Here is an 18,656-nt window from a genome sequence, read left to right as displayed (position 1 = left end):
TTCTTACAAATAATCATGCATTAATCACTAAACTTCACCATCCCCCCATACCAACCACTACTCTCCTCCAAAAACACCCTACTCTCCCCACTCCCCTTATAAAATCCCTCCCAACCCCGCTCCCTCAAAATCCCCTTCCAACTATCACTCTCCACCATCCTCTTAATCACATCATCCCAATAAGCAACCTCTTCCTCCGTCATATCTTTTGGGCCCATAATTCCTTTCCAGTGCTGGAATATGACGTTGATTCCTTGTTCTTTCCAGGTTGGGATTTCTGGTAGTCGGTCTAGTCGTTTTGGTGCGGATACGGCTAGTATTTTTATTTTGCCGGCTTTGTATTGTTTTTCGGCTTCGGATAGGGTCATGGTTGCGGCGCTGATTTGTTTGTTCGTTAGGGCGTTTATAATTTTTTCTTTGTTTTCGTAGACGAAGAATTGTAGTTCGGCAGGGTTTATGCCGAAGGCCTTGCTTACTTGTACGAAGGATAGGTGATCGTCGTTCCCTAGGCCGGGGGCAACGCCAATTTTGAAGTTTTTCTTGTTTTGTTTTAGTTGTTCCATTAGTTCGTTTGCGTTTTCTATGTTTGAGTCTTTTGAGACGACAACGACCTCCCAGTCTGACGCAAGTGTTGCAAGTGGCGTGAAGTCTTTATATGTTAATTTACTGTGGCCTAGTAGATTGTTCGTTATGAGTAAGCTTGAGTTAATCGCCAGTACGTGACCACCTTTTTGTTTCGTATATTTCCATCCGACATCACCGCTGCCACCTACTTTGTTTGTGACAGTGATTGGTTTTGTGAAGATTTTTTCTTCCGTTAGTGTTTTTTGCATCGCCCGTGCTGTTAAGTCCCATCCGGCTCCTTGAACGTTCGGCGCAACGATTTCTACTTTGTCGATGTTCACTTTATTCATATGGGATTTTTCCGAGGAACAACCTGCTATTACTCCTGTCATGATCCATATACATAGTAATAATCGTTTTTTCATATTCCTCGTCCTATTCGGTACTTTCGTTCTGGTCGTCCGATAATGCCGTATGTGTACTCTACTGTGCATTCGTTTGTCGCTACTAAGTATTCTAAATATCTTCTTGCGGTTGTTCTGGAGGCCCCCATTTGTTCTCCCATTTCTTCTATTGTAATGCCCTCTTCGAATCCTTTTATAATTCCTTTCACTTTTTGCAGTGTTAACGGATCAACACCTGTCGGTAAGTTTTTTATGTCTTGTGTTTGCGAAGTCCCGAAGAAGTTATCGATGAGTGCTTGATTTATTTCATTGTTACTATGTAATAGTTGCTTCTTTCTTTTATAATCTTCAATTGTGCGAACAAATTTTTCTAACGTGACTGGTTTTATAAGGTAGTTACTTACGCCGTTTCGAATTGCTTTTTCTAACATGTGGTTTTCATTCGCCGCCGTTACCATAATGACGTCAACGTTTGGAAAGTCAGCATGAATTTGTGGTAATAAGTCAGTTCCAATTCCATCTGGTAAGTAATTATCTAATAGAAGTAAATCGATTTCTTCCTTTTGTAGTAGTTCTATCGTTTCTTTGGCGTTCAATGCTTTTCCAATCACTTTTACGTCCTTTATTTTTGATAAAAACTCTTCCTGAATTTGCGCGACGCGGAAATCATCTTCTGCAATTGCAACCTTCAACATATGCCCATCCCCCTGTTTGTCATGTACTTTCTTTCAATGTTTTCGGAAGGTAAATTGTAAAAATAGCTCCTCCATTTTTCTCGTTTTGAATTTCAATGGTTCCTTCTAGTACATCTACCATTTCTTTCACATTCGCTAGTCCGTAACCACGATTATTCCCTTTCGTCGAAAATCCTTTTTGAAAAATGGTACTTATTTTTTCTGCCGGCACTCCTATCCCACTATCTATTACTTCAAATACAATATCGTGCCCAATATCCGTAACGAAGAAGGAAACACTCTTTTCCTCTCGTTCACTCACCGCATCAAATGCATTGTCGATTATGTTTCCAAGAATCGTAATAAGGTGCGAAACTTTTATATGGCCTGGTAACGGATGAAGTGCACTATCTCCTTCAATATGAAAATAAATTTTCTTCTCAGACGCTGTTCCGAGTTTTCCTAATAAAATAGCTTGTACTTTTGCATCATGAATTTGATGGAATAAGATATGGTTTTGGCTTTGATGAATGTTAGATTCTTGCTGAATGAATTCAATTGCTTCTTTATAATGCCCTAACTGAAGTAATCCTGATAAGACGAAGAGCTTATTTGTAAATTCATGTGTTTGAGCACGTAAGTCCTCAGAATACTTTCTTACCTCAGATATCGTATTCACTAAGTTTTGCAGTTCTGTTTTATCTCTAAAACTACATACAACGCCTACTGTACTATTATTTTCGAGTATCGGTGTCATGTTTAAAATAAACACTTTATCTTGAAACGCGATTTCTTGATCGTTTTCTAGCACTCTTTCCATATTAAATTCCGGTAAAACCTTTGAAATGTGCTGCTGCATATAATCATCATGTACATGCAGCATCTCTTCTGCCGACGTGTTCATCATCGTAATAAAACCATTTTGATCAATGGCGATGATCCCTTCTTTTATAGATAGTAGTATCGCGCTTCGTTCCCGGTATAGCGCTGCGATTTCATTCGGCTCTAAACCGAGTGTATCTTTCCTAATGCTACGCGCTAAAAGAATGCCACCAACAATGCCGGCTAATAATACTGCTAATGAAAAGAGGATAATTTCTTTCGTTCTACTCAATATGTTAGATTCAATTCCTTTTATTGAAAACTCTACTGTCACAACGCCTACTACTTGATCGTAATCTCCGTTATGAACAATAATAGGTGCCTTTGCCATTAAGGCTGGACCACTTACACCATTTCCTTCGAGCGTATAATAGCCACCAAAAGTGAGTGCTTCATAGTTATATGGATTGTTACTCTTTGTGCCAATTAAATCCGAATTAGAATGGGAATACATAACCCCAAAGCGATCTTCTATAATGACGTAATCTGCACCAGCTTGCTCACGAACTTGTTCCGCAATAGATTGAATCGTACTTTTATGCTCGTTATTTTGAAAAGCATCTTTTATAGCAGGCATAAAAGAAAGCGACTTCGCTGTTTGCAGTGCTAGTTGCTCCACTTGGTGCTTCGTATCAACGGACTGAATGTAAACAAATATTCCCGCTAATAGGAGAACGACAAATAAAATTAACGCGATAATTAAGCTTACTATTTTCGTTTGCAATGACACTTTGCGTGATTTCTTCATATTTCATATCCTTTGATAAAATATTCAAAACTATCAATCTCCTTTTTCTATTATTATGACAAAACTGAAAATGAAGCAACTATTAAAAATATCCATGTACATAAAGTACAAAAAGAATAAAATTGTCATAATATTGAGATTTTAGACAAAGGACAGTACAATTCAACTACAATGAACACGCTTTCATATTATTTTTTTATTTATAAGTACGAGGAGGAATTATTATGGCTCAAGCAAAATCTAATCGAGTCGCCGGCAATATTTTCAAAGGTTCTGTCGGCAATTTAATTGAATGGTACGACTGGTACGTTTACTCTGCTTTCGCTGTTTATTTTTCAGCAGAGTTCTTTCCTAAAGGAGATCCAACGAGTCAATTACTGAACACAGCAGCTATTTTCGCAGTTGGGTTTTTAATGCGCCCTATTGGGAGTTTATTAATGGGACGTTATGCGGATCGGCATGGACGCCGGGCGGCATTAACGCTTTCCATTACGGTTATGGCCGGTGGTTCTTTAATTATTGCCTGTACACCTAGTTACGAAAGCATCGGTATTATGGCACCAATTATTTTAGTTCTTGCTCGTTTACTTCAAGGATTATCACTTGGCGGAGAGTACGGAACTTCCGCAACGTATTTATCTGAAATGGCTAGTAGTGGACGCCGCGGTTTTTATTCAAGCTTCCAATATGTAACGCTCGTTGCTGGACAGATGGTTGCGTTAGGCGTTCAAATTGTTCTTCAGCAATTACTAAGCGAACCAGATATGAAAGCTTGGGGATGGCGTATTCCATTCATTATTGGAGCGATGGGTGCAGTAGCTGTATTATGGCTTCGCCGCACGATGGATGAATCGGAGCAATTCGCAAACATAAAATCACAAAAACGTGAAAGCGCAGGAACCATTCGCGCTCTTATGAAACATCCGAAAGCAGTATTAACAGTAGTCGGCCTAACATTAGGAGGCACTGTTGCATTTTATACGTACACAACATATTTACAAAAGTTCATGGTAAACACAGTCGGCCTTCCGAAAGAAGTTGTAAGCTGGATTAACTTTGTCGCACTACTTATATTCGTCGTACTTCAGCCAATTGCAGGGCTATTATCCGATAAAATTGGACGCCGCCCACTATTAATGGCATTCGGTATTCTCGGAACATTACTAACAGCACCGATCTTCTTCTTCATGGAAAAAACGACAGAACCAATCGTAGCATTTTTACTCATGATGGTCGGTCTCATTATCGTTACTGGTTACACATCAATTAACGCAATTGTAAAAGCAGAACTCTTCCCAACTGAAATTCGCGCACTCGGCGTAGGTTTACCATATGCTCTGACAGTTGCGATATTCGGCGGAACAGCTGAGTTCATCGCATTATGGCTAAAGAGTATCGGAATGGAATCACTCTTCTACTTCTACGTAGCTGGATGTATCGCGATCAGCTTTATTACGTATTGGCGTATGGATGAGTCATCGAAAACTTCGCAGATTGAGGCGGAGCTTGGTGGTGGGGATAAATTAGTTAATAATAAGTCTAGTTAAAATTATGTATTCTAGTATCTTCGTTTATTTGAAAAAGCATAATTCACTAATATGCAATTTAAAAACCTCTACTTATATGTAGAGGTTTTTAAACTTTATAACAAAAAAGATATCCAAATCTACTTCTCTTCTTTTTTGATTATGACATGTATTATTTGTAATAAATCATTATGAAACGAAAAAAGAAGATTATAGGGGTAACATCTCATGTCTATCAACTTAAGAAAAATATATACCTACTTTATAAGATACACCAAGTTCAAGTATTCTCTCATTTCAAGCCTTGAAATGCGGTATAATACTTGAGCCATTTTTTTACACTAAAACTTGAAGCCTGTCTACCATTTACACATATTTCTACATATAGTAAGTAAAGCTATCATTCGAAAATACTAGCGGTTCGTTTCACTTCGTGGTAAATTAAACCAATTGAAATATAAAAATCATTTCCAAAATAAAGATAATAATTTATAAATGTAGTTAACATTCTATTCTTAGTAAAAAGTTAAACAAGGTGATAATTTAAATCATTTAGAAGTTTTCTATCTAATTATACTAAAGTTGAGTGGTGAAACTAATATGAGCCAATGGCTAAGTAATGATAAAATAGCAGACCATGATTTTAGTGGTTGCATATTAAAATTTTTACTAGGTATGAGTATCATTTTTATACTTATTCTATACCCTATTTATTGGCTGTTTTTTCAAGAAAACGAAAAACCTCTTGTAAAAAATACGTCATCCAACCAAGCAAATCAAATAGAAATTACGGGAATTTCTTATGGACATCTCTCCGATGATAAATACATAAAAATGTACTTTAAAGAAAAAAACAAACTTGTAGAGAAAACAAAAGTAAGGGTAGCTAATTTTAATATAATTAATAGTTCAGACCTCTATGAAATTTCATGGAAAGATAATACTAAAGTTGTAATAGTAATGAAATTTGAATATGAAACGAAAACATTGGAATATGATTTCGAAACTGGAACAATAGGTGGATATATTAATAGTACAAATAATAACTTACTATAGCCTAATTCCAAATATGTAGGATACACCTCCAAAATCATAAAAATCTTTTCATATTATTTCTATTAAAACATCGAAAAGAGGTGGCACTTTGAACAAATGGGCTATATTATCTTTAATATGTGTACCTTATGCTCTTTTAACTATAGTAAATGAACATACATTAGAAATAGGTGGATCAGCGAATATCTTTTGGAAAATTGGTTTATTTGCACCACTTATAGGCGTTTTATTTTCAGCTGGAGCCAGTAAAACTTACCAACGCGTTATGCTTGCCGTATTTAATTTAAGTTACTATTTTGCACTTTACATCTATATGATATACACTTTTTAAAATACTCTTATACTTGTTTTATGAACATATATTTTTGGGAGAAAATCATAAAAATAAAACATACTATTTCTCTTGGTCAAAGACTTTTAACTAACTATACATTTTATAAATATTTCTCCCCATGAATCTAGTAAAATTGTAGTGGAGTTGAATTTTCCTTCAAAATATTTCTTATCCTTTTTATAATTTAATAGTTGGAAAGACTCATAGTTATTAGATGAGCTCTTCAATTCCCAAATTTTCATTTTCCTTCTCCCTTATATTTAATCTATTCATAAATTATTTCGGGCTATTTAATTTTAAGCTGCCATCTAATAAACGTATTCTTATGTCATGTAAAGCTGCAACAGCGTCTGCTTGAGTACCACCATATTCTTTAACTTCTTTTAGTACCTTAGTTACCTCTTTCATATAATCCGTACCATGGTTACCTATATGTAACACTTCAGTAGTCACATATTCATTTACTTTATACGGTAAAAATACTCCATTAGCAGCAGAATCATGGTGTATTCCAAATTCTTTTAATAATTCTTGTGCTTCAATAGCTCTTTTATCATTCCAAGGTGTTAGGTGATGTGCTGCATTAGAATATGGGGGTGGTTCAATCCCTGCATCTTTTCCCCCATGCTTCAATCGCTTTTTCTGCGTTATGAATCCCTCCAAAACCAGGATGTAGTGGCAGCGGAACACCAACAGCTTGACCACCACCAATATGGTGATGGACTAATTTAGTTCCACGTAATCCAGTAAAATCATATTGTAGAAATTCCCATCTAAATCATTAAGGATTTAGATGGGAATTTCCCTATCACATAAGTAATATCATTTCTTATTAAATTTACTGTGTATCAGTTCAAAGAATTTATTTGCACCAAGTGAAATTGCGCCAATAATAAGAACACCAATAATAAAATAAATCTTTTTAAATAAGTTGTAAGGAGATAAAATAGCAACTACAAGAAGTATTATAATTGCAACGAATGTGACTAATTTTCCAACTTTAAATGCTTGCATATCAGCATTCCTCCTTCTGGATAAAAACAGCCAATATATTCATACATCACAGGTTCTTTAACCATAGGTTTTTGTTTCCTTCCATAAATCACAATACTTAAATTCAACAAACCTCTTTAAAAGGTTTCATGTGTTCTACCCCCATCTTCTATATGCTTCCTTAAATAATAGTACCTATGGAATTCCATAATGAAATGAAACAAAATAAACGAAAGCATGGAGTATACACACATTAATACAATTGCTACCATCTTTTGTGTTGCAAAACCAAGACTGATATTAGCAATGAGTTGACCCAATCCTACAAAAGCCACTACTCCGAAACTAGAGTTTTTTTTCGATGATTTTGATTTTTTGATTGATTCCTGAAGTTTTTTAATATGATTTTTATAATAATAATACAAAGCAAAAATATACAAACCAACCGAAAAAATAAAATAGATAGGAGTTTGTAATCCTAACATTCCATATGCAAACTTTTGGGTTATAACTAATAATCCTACTGAACATACGATGCCAAATACCCCACGAAATAGAGTGTATTGTAATTGTCGCTTCCTAGGATTTATAACAATCCATATTGCCCATACATTTAAAAAAGCAACTGGTGGAACTATTATGTACATATATATCGGTTGAACAGGATTCGCAAAAGCAGGTAAAAGCACAAATATATCTGCTATCCCAATCACAAGAGTAATTATAGTCGATCTTATATCATTTACAGCATAAAGAGCCACATAATATTCAAAAGCTTTTTTATTAAAATCTGTATTTTTTTTCATGTTAATTAAACCACCCCGCAACTGTTGACCAAGCTTTTTTCGAACCCGTTTTCACCCTATCCTTAATACTATTATCTTCATCATCACCATCTAAATCAACATCCCATTTTACACCTTCTGTGAAATATTTTTCCCTTCTCGAAAAAAAGATCAACCCATTAATAAAATCTAGGCTTATCAAAAATTTCAAAAAGCCAAAGATTTTGCTGGTATCGAATCTATTGGGACTCACACCATGCGCAAAACCTTCGGCTATTGGTTCTATAAATAAAAGGTGTCACTATGTTACACGAAATACTCAATTATAGCACCCTATAAATTACACTGAAATATATTGGTATCAACAAGGAAGAAAAAGACAATATACTAGATACACTTTGTATTTAATTCAATACACATTTCTAATAATATCCCCAGTAAGTATTCATGAACCTAAAATATATTGAAATTAATAAAAAACTGAAATAACATCAAGAACTTGCAGATTTACAATATTAAATATCTATCAATATGATTTATTCTATTGATAGATATTTAATTAATTTTACACTTCAGCTAAGGTTTACAAGTATCTCGTATGACTTATCTCAAAATCTTTATTGATGTTAAAGTTATTCATTTTTAAGACTAGCAACAAATTAATATTGTAAATTCACATTTTAGGGGTAATCCTCTAACCTTCAAATAAAAAATATATTTATGATTAAAACTAATTATATTTTTTTACCTTTAAAGGAATAGATATAAAATACAAATCTATAGCATAAATAGTAATCAAAATACCTTTACCTTCATCAGCAAACTTTGATTGATGAAACTGTTCTGAAACTTTTCTTTTTCCCCATCTTTTAGGAAACCATTGAAATCCTGAAAACATATAATTAATCTACCTTTTCACTAAAATTTTGCTAATTTATTTCTTAACTCTAACTCTTCGACTGTTTCAAAACCTTTAAAAAATAAACTAGCAATTTGATTATGATTAAAAAATACATTGTATTCTTTAGACAAATTCCCATGAGGATATGGACAAGACACGTAATCCCACATTTTATTTTCATTCACTTGTCCCTGTTTTCTACCGTAAATCATAAGAGGTTGATTAATTCCTTCAACAAGAACCACAGAACCAATTGGTAATAAATCTTCTCCAATAAATAAATTTGGCATATATCTATCTTCCATAATTAAAAGTTCCTCCTAACTAAATTATAAAAAATTAATATTTCTTTGAAGAATGAGATTTCTTAAAAAAAAATGAAACAATCTTATAAAATATAAAAATAGATAATGGCATTACTAAACAAAATACAACAGATAAAACAATTTTTTCATTAAACGTAGCATCTGCTCCAAACCATATAGCTAACAAACTAGATGGAACAGCAATAGCACAAAAAATCAATAAAATCTTCTTAAATACATCTAAAGAAAACAAACTTTATCCTCCTAACATTAATTAAATAAAACTATTTAATCCTTTTCTACTCCAAACTTTACCCCTAGACCTATTCCAAGACCAACATCAATTTCATTCATTAATCCAAATTTAGCCTCTCCACCAATACTACCATAAGCTGCCTCTCCACCAACAACTACTTTCCAATCAATAAAAGGAATAGGAACTTTAAGTTCTGCTTCACCTTTAACTAAATCTGCTTTCGCACCAATACCAATATGACCATCTTTAGCCTCAAAACCAGCTTCAGCATTTCCTACTTTTATATGAGCCTTTCCAAAATCATGATCTACACCAAGATCATTAAAAGTTACCCCAGCCTTGGCTTCTCCACCAATTCCCCCACCAAACTGAGCTTTAACTTCAGCTCTAAGCAATTGCTCATGTATAGTAAAATCTTCAACTTTAAATCCAGCATCTACAACAGCTCCTTTAACCTCTCCACCAATTTTATTAAAAGATGTTAAATCATTAGAAAAAGTATCCATATCTTTAGGAAGCTGTATATCCGTTTCATATTTAAAAGCTTGAGCAAAAGCACCACTTTTTTTATCTGGTTCTACACCTAATCCACCAGAATTTTTAAACACAATATGATTATCCGAACTACTAGTTTTATTGACAATACTATTTAATTTAGTAGCAAATTTATTATTATTATCTACTTTTTCAGAATCCTTATTCAACCTTTCATGCTTTGTTCTTTCTTTAATCAAATTATCAACTTCACGAGCTTTATCTGCTGTAATTTTTTGAATAGGCCCCGTCCAATCCATATTCAACCCTTGCGTACTAAATGTACCACTTGCAGGACTAAAGCCTTTTCCACTTTGAACTTCCGCAAGACCTGCAGCAATACTAGTTGCTAATTGAAGTGCTGTACTATAGTTATTACTAGAGGTCTGATTGAATTGATACAAATGATCCAGCTTTTCTTGCAGTTTTTGCCTCATAACAATAAAAAGATTTACCATGGCATCCATACCCGGCATTGGCATAGCTTGATTGACAGCTTCCATACTTGTTTTCATTCGGTCAATTTCCCGAATTTGTTCTAATATCTCTTGTTCAATTACATCTGCGGAAGCGACTTGTGATTGAAATTGACTTGGAAAAGCATCGTTCTGGCGAATTAACTCTTCACACAGATAAATGATTCCTTGCGCTAAAGGACGAAAGGTTTGTACAAAAAATGATTTTGCACTGCTATAAGTTTGTCCTTGTAGAACAGTATCAATTGCAAAGGCATCAATTGACTGAATCACTTGTTCCATACCTTGAATAGTAGCGTTACATACAGCATTCATACTTTGAGTTTGGCCTTGTACTTCTCCTAAATACATATTTAAGCTCATGCATTGACCTCCCTCGCTAATTGTTGTTGTTGATAGGAAAGGTCGTTTTCTAAATCACTAAGGTTTCGTCTTTCTTTAAGCAACGTTTCTTTTTGGTTTTCTAATTCAAATGTGACTTTTCGTTCAATATGTTGTGCCTCTTGATATGTATTCATAAAAAATTGAGACATTTCTCTATCACCATGCCAAGTTCCTAAAATTCGATCAAACAAACGATGGTTTCGACCTCTCCATTCATAAAAATCTGCTTCCGCTTGCTCCTGAATGTGAATCGCGGATTGATTTCGGTCTTGTTCTTCAAATACACTTCGTAACTTTTGATTTACTTGATTAATTTGTTTTTCAATATGTTGACTCATCTTTTTCCTCCTACTATTTTACTTTACGTAGGTTGTCACATTAGCGAAAAGTGTTGTGAAGTTCATTATCCATTCTCTCAAATTCATTAGATACCGAATGAATATTATCAACCGCTTGTTGAAAGGCAGCGGAAAATTGTTTCGTCAAGTCTAAAACTTGCTGATTCGCTTCTTGTGCTTTGAAGTTAACAGATAATGTTGTACGCGTCGCCTTTGTTATAGAACGACTTGTTGCACTTTGAATCCTATCAGAGGCTGATCCCATTTTCGTAGCAATTTGCGTTGCTGTTTGTAAATTACTTTGAAATTGTCCCATTCTTTCAAACCCTTTCTATAAGTTTTCCAAATGCATCAAAGAAATCTCATTAAATATATATCCCTATCAATATCACTCGCTCTGGGCATGCAATCAAATGAGCCATACACTATAAGCTGTATGGCTCATTTGAAATGCCTGTTATATAGAGTATGACAATTTTTATTTCAAACCGAAATTACGTGATAATTCTTCATCATGAGAAGCAACAGCTTCTGCAGTTTTATTAAGCTGCATATTAATTTCTTGTAATAGCTGTGCGAAGTTTTGTACTTTTGGCTTTAATTGATTGAACTGTTGATCAAAACCTTCGAAAGCACGACCTTCCCATTCTCCTCTTAATTCATTTTGTAAGTTTTGTAGTTGACTTAAAATGTCCTCAATTTGATTTGCACCTTGTCCATATCGAGCCGCTTTCGATTTAAGCTCCTCTGGTGACATACGAATTTGTCCAGCCATTTTCATTTCCCCTTTAATACATAATGAGCAAAATATATATTGGTTAATTTTACTAAACATATTATAATCTATTATTCTGAACTTTTAAACGTTTTATCTTTCTATTGAATATTAGAATATGAATATTCAATTCTAATCATTAAATATCCTACTTTTTCTAGATTTACAAGATTTTATGCAAAAAAGACCACCAAAAGGCAGTCCCTCAAAGCTCAATTCCATCCCGCGCTCCACTACTTTCTCATACAAATAATTCGCAACGATAATATCTACTACAGCCAAACTAACTGATTTGAAAATAGTAATCTCTTCATCATTTTCGCGTCCGTTTTTTCCCTGCTTAGGATTTGTCCAAGTTCGGCGTGGAGACTGCTAGTTTTATCGGAATTTGAAGATCATCTGTTTCTAGATCCTATTCAATTAAGCAATCCTACAAATGTATAATCAGGATTAATGTATTCTTCTGGATAAAAACAGCCAATATAGTCATACATCACAAGTTCTTTAATCCCAAGTTTTTGTTTTCTTCCATAGTTATTTATGTGAATTCAGCTCGTTTTTTTGTTTTGGGTGAAAAAATTTTTTAACTTGATAGCAATGTGGTGCTGCCCCTATTAGGCAAATTCGACAAAGAAAAAACACCCAAAGGTGCCTTCCTCCCACTTGAACCATCTTAATTTTATTGTGTTGTTATTATATAAGAAAAGAAGACATCGCTTAAGATGTCTTCTTTTACTTGTACAATTGGTGTTAAGAAGGTATTTATTGCTTAAAAACCATAAAAAAATATAACAATCATCGAGTAAAACTATTATAGCATCAATAAATAGAGTTTTTATATGCATTTTTACATATATATAGATTTATTTATGTTTTATCTATATAGTTAAATTGTCTGTTTCTTGTTTTAATTCGTTTGTTTATTTTGAGTGCTCCAGCAATGGAGCCTTTTTTTATGCAATAAAACATTTTCTTAGCATTACTTAGTTGATCTATATTAACTTTACCCTCTTAAATTATATCTATATTTTACCAAATAATTATATAGATAACCAGTTTTTTCTAATAATCTAGTGAATTGATAATTTTAATGTTAGTTGTTAATACCCATAGAAAAATTCATTATGCAATGAAAATTGAGAAATCAAGAATTATAAAAAACTTATAGTATCTTTTGTAAAAGTATATTTATAATTTGTATATTAATATGTTATAATTTAATTTCTAAAACTACCAAAAAAGGACTGCCAGTAATGGTGGTCTTTTTTAAACTGGTGAGATTGTACTAGGTTGAGCAAAAAAATGGAACCGAAAAAATTATTTCTAATGAAGATAGCCTTCTTATGATGAAGTTTCATTCAGTGGATCTGCAAGCAAACATAAAAGAAGGAAAAAATTACAATTTTACTTTACGTGGATATAGAGTACCTATACTTTCATGGTTTCCAAATTTAGATGGTGCCGAACCACAAAATTAGCACTATTCTTTAATAAAAAATCCTACTCATTTTTTAATGGGTAGGATTTTTTATTAAAGAGCTATTTCGTATTAATTTATGCCATCATTTAATATGCTATTTTTAAATGTTTTCCAAATTTGATAACTTATTATCTAAATTTCTAAATTCTATACAGCACTATCATTTAAACAATTATTAAATATATCTTCTATCTAAAACATCGTATTATCATTAGCTGCTTCACTTGGAATCTCTTGAATTACATCCCAGTGTTCGACAATCTTTCCATCCTTGATACGAAATATATCCACTATAGCAACTCCCTTATCTTGAGAATTAGTACGAGAATGTACATGAAGAGCAACTGTATCCCCTTCAGCTACTACACGTTTAATCTCTGCAGAGGAATTAGGATTTTTAACAAAATCCTCCTTAAAGAAATCCATGAAGGCTTTTCGTCCATCAGCAACAAAAGGATTATGTTGCTTATAATCTTCGCTAACATATTTAGGGATAATATCGATATTATGTTTGTTAAAAACTTCATTATAGAAATCAACTACCATCTTTTTATTCTTTTCATTTTCTTTTACTTCTTTTGATACAGAAGCGACATTCTCGCTCTTAATTGAGTTACCTTTGTTATTACCAGTGGAAGCTTGATATACCAAAGTCGAAACTACTCCTAAAATAAATACAGAAATAATTGTTATGATTAAACTTTTCTCTAATTTCATATATACCTACCTCTTCTACTTAAATAAGTTTTCTTCTATAAAAAGCTTGAAGAAGGAGAAACCTTCCCCAAAATGTAATGTCAGAGGTAATGTTAGGAATTTCATTTATCCTAACCTCCCCCTATACAAGGCATATTAGAAACGATTCATTCTAACTTAATACCTCATTAACAGTTGCACTGTCCACAATTTGAATAAACTTCTTAACCTTATCGTTCTCATCAAACTTATAAAGGTGACAAAAATCTGCTATGAACGATTTCCCTGTAGCTTTATATGTCCCACTATATTTTCCATACACGATAACAGTATTGTTATTAAAAGCATAGATTTCATCTTTAGCGCTATAGTCATCCCATTCTGTGCCAAGACGTTCATGTACGTTTTTCACTACTTCATCTGGACCTATATAAGTACCTGCATATGGAAACCCAGCAGCTTCTGTCCAAGATACATTTTCACTTAAATACGTTTTGAACGCATCCAATTTCCCTTCGCCAGTTAACACATACGTTTCATGTAATAGCTTTTGATATTTATTCATATCATTAACCCCAAGGCATTTCTTTTGTTACAACTTTTGCACTTAATTCTAATACACCTTTATTTGCATAGCCTGGATATGCTGCTTCAAGTTTTGCCACAAAATCTTTTGAAGTTCCACTTTCCTCAGAAGCTTGAACCGCAGTTCTTAGATAATCCATTGTCGCAGTAAGTGCTTGATTATTTAGGGATTTTTCAATTGATCCATGGCTAGGTACAATTATGTCAGCATGTAACGCTTGTAATACTTTCAAGTTCTCAATCCACGCCTCCATAGTCGCTTTTGAGCTAGTATCCGCTAAGAATACATGTATTTCGTTAAAGACATCAATACCACCAATTAATACTTTTAGTTCTTTATTAAATAGGCTAGTTCTGTAATGATCTAAGCCTACTAGTTCCAATGTTAACCCCTGAAAATCAATCACTTTTTCTTTAAACACTTGAGGTAATACCACGTTACTTGGTGCATTTTCTCCAAGGGCGTCTTTCCAAACTTTTAATTTCCCTAAGACAGAATGAACGATATGTTCAACAGTAGACTCTGTTGCATACGCTATAGCTTCTGGGTAAACGGCTTTAATGCTCTCTAATCCAAAGTAGTAGTCTGGATCCCCATGAATAATAAAGATTTTATCTAAAGATAAGTTATTTTTTTTCAGATACTCCACAATTTCTTTCGAATCAGATTGAGTAAATTTTGAGTTTATTAAAAATGCATGTCCTGCTTTCTCAACTAATGTTGCTGTGACCATAAAGCTTTTTTCGTCCGAACTAAACACCGTTAATTTCACATCTTTTTGATTTGTATCGATTGTTTTAAACATAGTATGTTATTCTCCTTTTGTTAAAGTTATAAACTAATTATCATATTTTTATCTTGTTCCGATAAAGTGAAACTTTAATCAGTGGGGGTTTTGTTCATCCCCCACTGATTATTAGCCCACACCAATCGGACTTTTACGGACAGTTGATCCCCCACCTAACTTCTTTGCTTCCACTGAATTTTGAGGTGGGGGTCTTACTGCCCGTTAAAGCGGGATAAAATCTCCCACTCCCATTTATCTGAAAGTGTAATAGTACTGGCGAATATTCCGGAGATAAATGTCAGGTGGCTTAAGATAACATGTTTGCTACTATATCCTAAATTTTCTTAATATAAATTTTTAAAACGCGCTTCAATTTTATCCGGCGTCATTACGCCACCACCAATGGGAATAATTTGATTATCCTTTTGTAAAAGTAATGAAGGATAGCTATTAACACCAAGCTGTCGAACTTTATTGAAATCATTTTGGACATCTATTATTGTTTCTTGAGCGTTTAAACGTTCTAATACTTGTTCAGGGTCCAAACCATGCTCGATTGCAATTTTGCGATATGTTTCTGGATCACTCAGACTTTGGCCCTCATAATAAAACGCTTTTTGCATAGCCGAAGTGAATTCTAATAAACGGTCTGGCGCTAATGAGCGTAAAGCTGAAAAACCAATTGCAGCATCTTTCGAATTCATTTTAAAAGTCCCTTCCTCCACCAATTTTTGATAGGAAGGACCAAATTCAGCACCTGTAAGTTGATTAATTCTTTTATTTCCTTCTTCTATATATGAGAAGTGTTTCATTGGTAAATTATCCAAAAATAACCCTCCACATAAAACCGTTAATGGTACTTCAGTGTGGTTTTTGTAAAATCCTTTAATACTTTCTGAAAAACCATAGCACCATCCACAATATGCATCCCATACGTAAATAAGATTATCTTGTTTCGTCTCCATTTAAATCTCCTACCTTTTTTTATTATCCAGCTCAACTAAATTTTTGGTTTATATAGGTACATCTTTTTATACCTTATTCTTTTTTAGATACCTTACTATATTTCCCCAAAACTAATATTTCCAAAGAAAGATCCACCAAGGTTTTTAACAAAAGATAACGTTTCACCTTATTGCCCCGTAACAGAAAATACTAAAGCTTAGAATATGCATCGATTTGAATGTGTTAGTAACTTTCTACACCGGGTGGCAACGTATGGACCACCATCCTTAATTAAATATATAAATCATATTTTTAGCAGATATTAGTTGTAACTAAATTGATTACATCTTTATGTAACTATTTTAGTTACAACTAATATAGAAGTCAATTCTTTTTTTCGAAAACATTAAATTTCTACATTATAACGAAATTCTGTGTTAACTTGTAAAAAAAAAGAGGAGCCATCTCCTCTTCATAAATAAACACTATTTAATTTGTTCCTTATACTCATGGTTAACAACTACATACCACTTTCCTGTATCAAATTTTTCTTTATTAATCACGTAAACTTTATTTTGTCTCTTTACCTCCCCTGGTTTTAATTCCTTAGTAATAGTAGAGGTCTCACCTTTTTCAACCGCATAACTACTAGCTGCTAACACATCACTTTGATAAGCATTATCATTTTCATCCACTAAATCCACTGATGGTAAAACGGCTAATTTCATCGGTTCGTTTGTGATATTTTTCCCTTCTGCTTCTACAACAATAAAGACATGTCCATCTTCAGGTTTTTGGAATCCTATACTCTCTTTACCAACCTTATCTCTTTCTACAACTCTTTTTACAGTTACATCAAATTTAGGTGTATGAAAATCCTTGTTTACAGCATACTCTTTTTCTTTTATTTTTGATTTCTCTTTTGTTTGTTCTGTATTTTTCTGCTTTGTATTCTCTTTCGTTTTCGCCTCATCAGTTGTTTGCACTTTCTTTTCTTCTTGTTTAGAATTGGTTTCTTTAGATTCTGAAGAAGTTTTGTCGGATGTATTGCCGCAACCAGATAAATTGAATACTAAAGCGCCACCTAAAATACATGTAGTAAATTTTTTCAACATCTCTTTTTATCCCCCAATAACACGATATGTAAATTTCTTACTTATCATAACAAAAAATACCACCTTAAATTGTTGCATCTTGTCGAATGATTAAGAATAATCAAGTTACTCCACGTCCTCTTTTATTATAAAGGTAAATATAACGTCTATAAAACCTGCTATAATAGGTTTTTACACCCTTAGCATACAATTTTTCACTTTCGGTAATGTGTCCCCTATTTGAAAGGTAATTGAAATATTAAGACCAACTGATAGAGGTGTTTATGTGGAATTATTTGAGTATTATAAAAAGAAAGGGAAGTTTAAATTTTTTATTGGAATTGGTGTTTTTATTTTGGCACTATGTGCTGTATATGAAAAGTGGGGACATATTAATTGGGGACAGGTTATTTTTATTGTTATAGTTTCGTTTGTTTTTTTAGGAATTGGTTTTTTGCAATTAAGAAAAGGGAAGTTATTAGAAAAAAATATTGTTAAAAATAGTATAACACTTTGGGATACTAATACTTTTGTATTATTAGAATTACCAGAAGGTAATAAACATTTTGGATTATATACTCCTGATGGAGCTTATGTAGCAGGAACAAAGCTAATTTCAACTGATATGATGACAGTATCTTCTTTAAAAAATAATCACGTTGTTGGATTGGAAGCAAGTGATGGAGAAATTCTTGCATACTTTCATAGTGAAGTTGAAAATTATGATTGGGCTATTTATGATTCGAATTATAATTGTGTAGGTATGTTTAAAGAAAATATGATACAAGGATTTGGAATGGTACGTGGTTCTTTGATGAATGAAAAAGAAATAAAAATTTCTGAGATAGAAGTGGAATTTGATTTTTTCGAAACGTCTTTTCATACAATGGATGATCGTATATTAATAAACTGCAAGAGGGGATATATGCCTTTAGAATGGAGTGAAAGATTTGGCTTAAATGTACCTATTATTAAATTAGGTAATAATATTTCTAATACTGAAAAAATATTTGGTTTAGGTATTCTTCTTTATATTTTAGAAACAATTAAAGTAAGAAAAAGTAGGATTTTTAATGATTAGAATTAAATATTTACATTATGAAATTTATTGGATCTTTTATTAGAGATTACAT

25 protein-coding genes and 5 pseudogenes are annotated in these 18,656 nt (G+C 33.1%); 6 read left to right on the top strand and 24 right to left on the bottom strand.

Annotation, left to right across the window (positions count from 1 at the left end; all coding sequences use genetic code 11):
* Positions 1-20 precede the first annotated feature (20 nt).
* Genes ACTFP3_RS01120 through ACTFP3_RS01110 form a run of 3 tightly spaced genes read right to left on the bottom strand, consistent with a single transcriptional unit; the run spans position 21 to position 3,272 of the window.
* Complete coding sequence (locus tag ACTFP3_RS01120; RefSeq protein WP_440009107.1) at positions 21-989, bottom strand: tripartite tricarboxylate transporter substrate binding protein; 969 nt, start codon at positions 987-989, stop codon at positions 21-23.
* Entirely contained in the window at positions 986-1,663 is a 678-nt protein-coding gene (locus ACTFP3_RS01115) for a response regulator (RefSeq protein WP_440009105.1), read from the bottom strand. The genes ACTFP3_RS01120 and ACTFP3_RS01115 overlap by 4 nt, the downstream gene beginning before the upstream one ends.
* Before the next feature lie 19 nt (positions 1,664-1,682).
* Positions 1,683-3,272, bottom strand: a complete 1,590-nt coding sequence (locus ACTFP3_RS01110; protein ID WP_290102189.1) for an ATP-binding protein — start codon at positions 3,270-3,272, stop codon at positions 1,683-1,685.
* A 224-nt stretch (positions 3,273-3,496) separates the two neighbouring features.
* Between ACTFP3_RS01110 and ACTFP3_RS01105 the strand changes: the two genes are divergently transcribed.
* The 3 genes from ACTFP3_RS01105 to ACTFP3_RS01095 all read left to right on the top strand — a co-directional run bounded on the left by ACTFP3_RS01105 (position 3,497) and on the right by ACTFP3_RS01095 (position 6,185).
* Positions 3,497-4,819, top strand: a complete 1,323-nt coding sequence (locus ACTFP3_RS01105; protein WP_076876258.1) for an MFS transporter — start codon at positions 3,497-3,499, stop codon at positions 4,817-4,819.
* 579 nt (positions 4,820-5,398) lie between these two features.
* Positions 5,399-5,854, top strand: a complete 456-nt coding sequence (locus ACTFP3_RS01100) for a hypothetical protein (RefSeq protein WP_440009102.1) — start codon at positions 5,399-5,401, stop codon at positions 5,852-5,854.
* Between the two features lie 88 nt (positions 5,855-5,942).
* On the top strand, positions 5,943-6,185 hold the full coding sequence (locus tag ACTFP3_RS01095; RefSeq protein WP_001045662.1) for a hypothetical protein: 243 nt from the start codon (positions 5,943-5,945) through the stop codon (positions 6,183-6,185).
* Between the two features lie 95 nt (positions 6,186-6,280).
* Here ACTFP3_RS01095 and ACTFP3_RS01090 read toward each other — a convergent pair.
* The 7 genes and pseudogenes from ACTFP3_RS01090 to ACTFP3_RS01060 form a co-directional block, all read right to left on the bottom strand.
* Positions 6,281-6,430, bottom strand: a pseudogene (locus ACTFP3_RS01090) (imm11 family protein); the annotation flags it as partial.
* A 34-nt stretch (positions 6,431-6,464) separates the two neighbouring features.
* On the bottom strand, positions 6,465-6,821 hold the full coding sequence (locus ACTFP3_RS01085; RefSeq protein ID WP_000680285.1) for an AHH domain-containing protein: 357 nt from the start codon (positions 6,819-6,821) through the stop codon (positions 6,465-6,467).
* A pseudogene (locus ACTFP3_RS01080) lies at positions 6,790-6,903 on the bottom strand (hypothetical protein); the annotation flags it as partial. The gene ACTFP3_RS01085 and the pseudogene ACTFP3_RS01080, both read right to left, overlap by 32 nt.
* 107 nt (positions 6,904-7,010) lie before the next feature.
* Positions 7,011-7,202, bottom strand: coding sequence for a hypothetical protein (locus ACTFP3_RS01075; protein ID WP_001147552.1), 192 nt, complete (start codon positions 7,200-7,202; stop codon positions 7,011-7,013).
* Between the two features lie 11 nt (positions 7,203-7,213).
* Positions 7,214-7,297, bottom strand: a pseudogene (locus ACTFP3_RS01070) (DUF4176 domain-containing protein); the annotation flags it as partial.
* Between the two features lie 21 nt (positions 7,298-7,318).
* Entirely contained in the window at positions 7,319-7,987 is a 669-nt protein-coding gene (locus tag ACTFP3_RS01065; protein WP_440009099.1) for a hypothetical protein, read from the bottom strand.
* 1 nt (position 7,988) lies between these two features.
* Positions 7,989-8,141: a hypothetical protein gene (locus ACTFP3_RS01060; protein WP_440010014.1), complete on the bottom strand. Its 153-nt coding sequence runs from the start codon at positions 8,139-8,141 to the stop codon at positions 7,989-7,991.
* Here ACTFP3_RS01060 and ACTFP3_RS01055 point away from each other — a divergent pair.
* Positions 8,118-8,374, top strand: a pseudogene (locus ACTFP3_RS01055) (tyrosine-type recombinase/integrase); the annotation flags it as partial. The gene ACTFP3_RS01060 and the pseudogene ACTFP3_RS01055 sit on opposite strands and share 24 nt — an antisense overlap.
* A gap of 322 nt (positions 8,375-8,696) precedes the next feature.
* On the opposite strand, the gene ACTFP3_RS01050 reads toward ACTFP3_RS01055, so the two are convergent.
* The 9 genes and pseudogenes from ACTFP3_RS01050 to ACTFP3_RS01010 all read right to left on the bottom strand — a co-directional run.
* Positions 8,697-8,864 (bottom strand): hypothetical protein, encoded by a 168-nt coding sequence (locus tag ACTFP3_RS01050; protein ID WP_000490954.1) that lies wholly within the window; start codon positions 8,862-8,864, stop codon positions 8,697-8,699.
* A gap of 20 nt (positions 8,865-8,884) precedes the next feature.
* The gene (locus ACTFP3_RS01045; protein WP_076876523.1) at positions 8,885-9,172 is read right to left on the bottom strand and encodes a DUF4176 domain-containing protein; all 288 of its coding nucleotides are present in this window, start codon (positions 9,170-9,172) and stop codon (positions 8,885-8,887) included.
* A 34-nt stretch (positions 9,173-9,206) separates the two neighbouring features.
* Entirely contained in the window at positions 9,207-9,425 is a 219-nt protein-coding gene (locus ACTFP3_RS01040; protein ID WP_076876522.1) for a hypothetical protein, read from the bottom strand.
* A gap of 35 nt (positions 9,426-9,460) precedes the next feature.
* Positions 9,461-10,801: a T7SS effector LXG polymorphic toxin gene (locus ACTFP3_RS01035; protein ID WP_440009096.1), complete on the bottom strand. Its 1,341-nt coding sequence runs from the start codon at positions 10,799-10,801 to the stop codon at positions 9,461-9,463.
* Positions 10,798-11,160, bottom strand: coding sequence for a DUF3958 family protein (locus ACTFP3_RS01030; RefSeq protein ID WP_440009094.1), 363 nt, complete (start codon positions 11,158-11,160; stop codon positions 10,798-10,800). The genes ACTFP3_RS01035 and ACTFP3_RS01030 overlap by 4 nt, the downstream gene beginning before the upstream one ends.
* 40 nt (positions 11,161-11,200) lie before the next feature.
* Complete coding sequence (locus ACTFP3_RS01025) at positions 11,201-11,476, bottom strand: TIGR04197 family type VII secretion effector (RefSeq protein ID WP_000529667.1); 276 nt, start codon at positions 11,474-11,476, stop codon at positions 11,201-11,203.
* A gap of 162 nt (positions 11,477-11,638) precedes the next feature.
* A complete protein-coding gene (locus ACTFP3_RS01020; protein WP_000918591.1) occupies positions 11,639-11,935 on the bottom strand; it encodes a WXG100 family type VII secretion target in 297 nt (98 codons plus the stop codon).
* 132 nt (positions 11,936-12,067) lie between these two features.
* Positions 12,068-12,235: an ornithine cyclodeaminase gene (locus ACTFP3_RS01015; protein ID WP_306426805.1), complete on the bottom strand. Its 168-nt coding sequence runs from the start codon at positions 12,233-12,235 to the stop codon at positions 12,068-12,070.
* Between the two features lie 131 nt (positions 12,236-12,366).
* Positions 12,367-12,483: pseudogene (locus tag ACTFP3_RS01010) on the bottom strand (DUF4176 domain-containing protein); the annotation flags it as partial.
* 795 nt (positions 12,484-13,278) lie between these two features.
* Between ACTFP3_RS01010 and ACTFP3_RS01005 the strand changes: the two are divergent.
* On the top strand, positions 13,279-13,413 hold the full coding sequence (locus ACTFP3_RS01005) for a hypothetical protein (RefSeq protein ID WP_017674476.1): 135 nt from the start codon (positions 13,279-13,281) through the stop codon (positions 13,411-13,413).
* A 194-nt stretch (positions 13,414-13,607) separates the two neighbouring features.
* Here the strand turns inward: ACTFP3_RS01005 and ACTFP3_RS01000 are convergent, their stop codons facing one another.
* The 5 genes from ACTFP3_RS01000 to ACTFP3_RS00980 all read right to left on the bottom strand — a co-directional run bounded on the left by ACTFP3_RS01000 (position 13,608) and on the right by ACTFP3_RS00980 (position 17,544).
* Positions 13,608-14,132, bottom strand: coding sequence for a nuclear transport factor 2 family protein (locus ACTFP3_RS01000; RefSeq protein ID WP_000764214.1), 525 nt, complete (start codon positions 14,130-14,132; stop codon positions 13,608-13,610).
* Between the two features lie 151 nt (positions 14,133-14,283).
* A complete protein-coding gene (locus ACTFP3_RS00995) occupies positions 14,284-14,676 on the bottom strand; it encodes a nuclear transport factor 2 family protein (RefSeq protein ID WP_001046359.1) in 393 nt (130 codons plus the stop codon).
* A gap of 4 nt (positions 14,677-14,680) precedes the next feature.
* The gene (locus ACTFP3_RS00990; RefSeq protein WP_440009090.1) at positions 14,681-15,502 is read right to left on the bottom strand and encodes a cytoplasmic protein; all 822 of its coding nucleotides are present in this window, start codon (positions 15,500-15,502) and stop codon (positions 14,681-14,683) included.
* 326 nt (positions 15,503-15,828) lie between these two features.
* Positions 15,829-16,449, bottom strand: a complete 621-nt coding sequence (locus ACTFP3_RS00985) for a DsbA family protein (RefSeq protein WP_000448615.1) — start codon at positions 16,447-16,449, stop codon at positions 15,829-15,831.
* Between the two features lie 465 nt (positions 16,450-16,914).
* Positions 16,915-17,544, bottom strand: a complete 630-nt coding sequence (locus tag ACTFP3_RS00980) for a hypothetical protein (protein WP_000913402.1) — start codon at positions 17,542-17,544, stop codon at positions 16,915-16,917.
* Between the two features lie 265 nt (positions 17,545-17,809).
* Here ACTFP3_RS00980 and ACTFP3_RS00975 point away from each other — a divergent pair, with 265 nt between their 5' ends.
* On the top strand, positions 17,810-18,604 hold the full coding sequence (locus ACTFP3_RS00975; protein WP_086692805.1) for an ABC transporter ATP-binding protein: 795 nt from the start codon (positions 17,810-17,812) through the stop codon (positions 18,602-18,604).
* Positions 18,605-18,656: the final 52 nt, after the last annotated feature.

Source organism: Bacillus cereus group sp. MYBK5-2, assembly GCF_051915685.1.
GTDB lineage: Bacteria > Bacillota > Bacilli > Bacillales > Bacillaceae_G > Bacillus_A > Bacillus_A cereus.
This window is presented reverse-complemented; position numbering and strand designations above follow the sequence as displayed.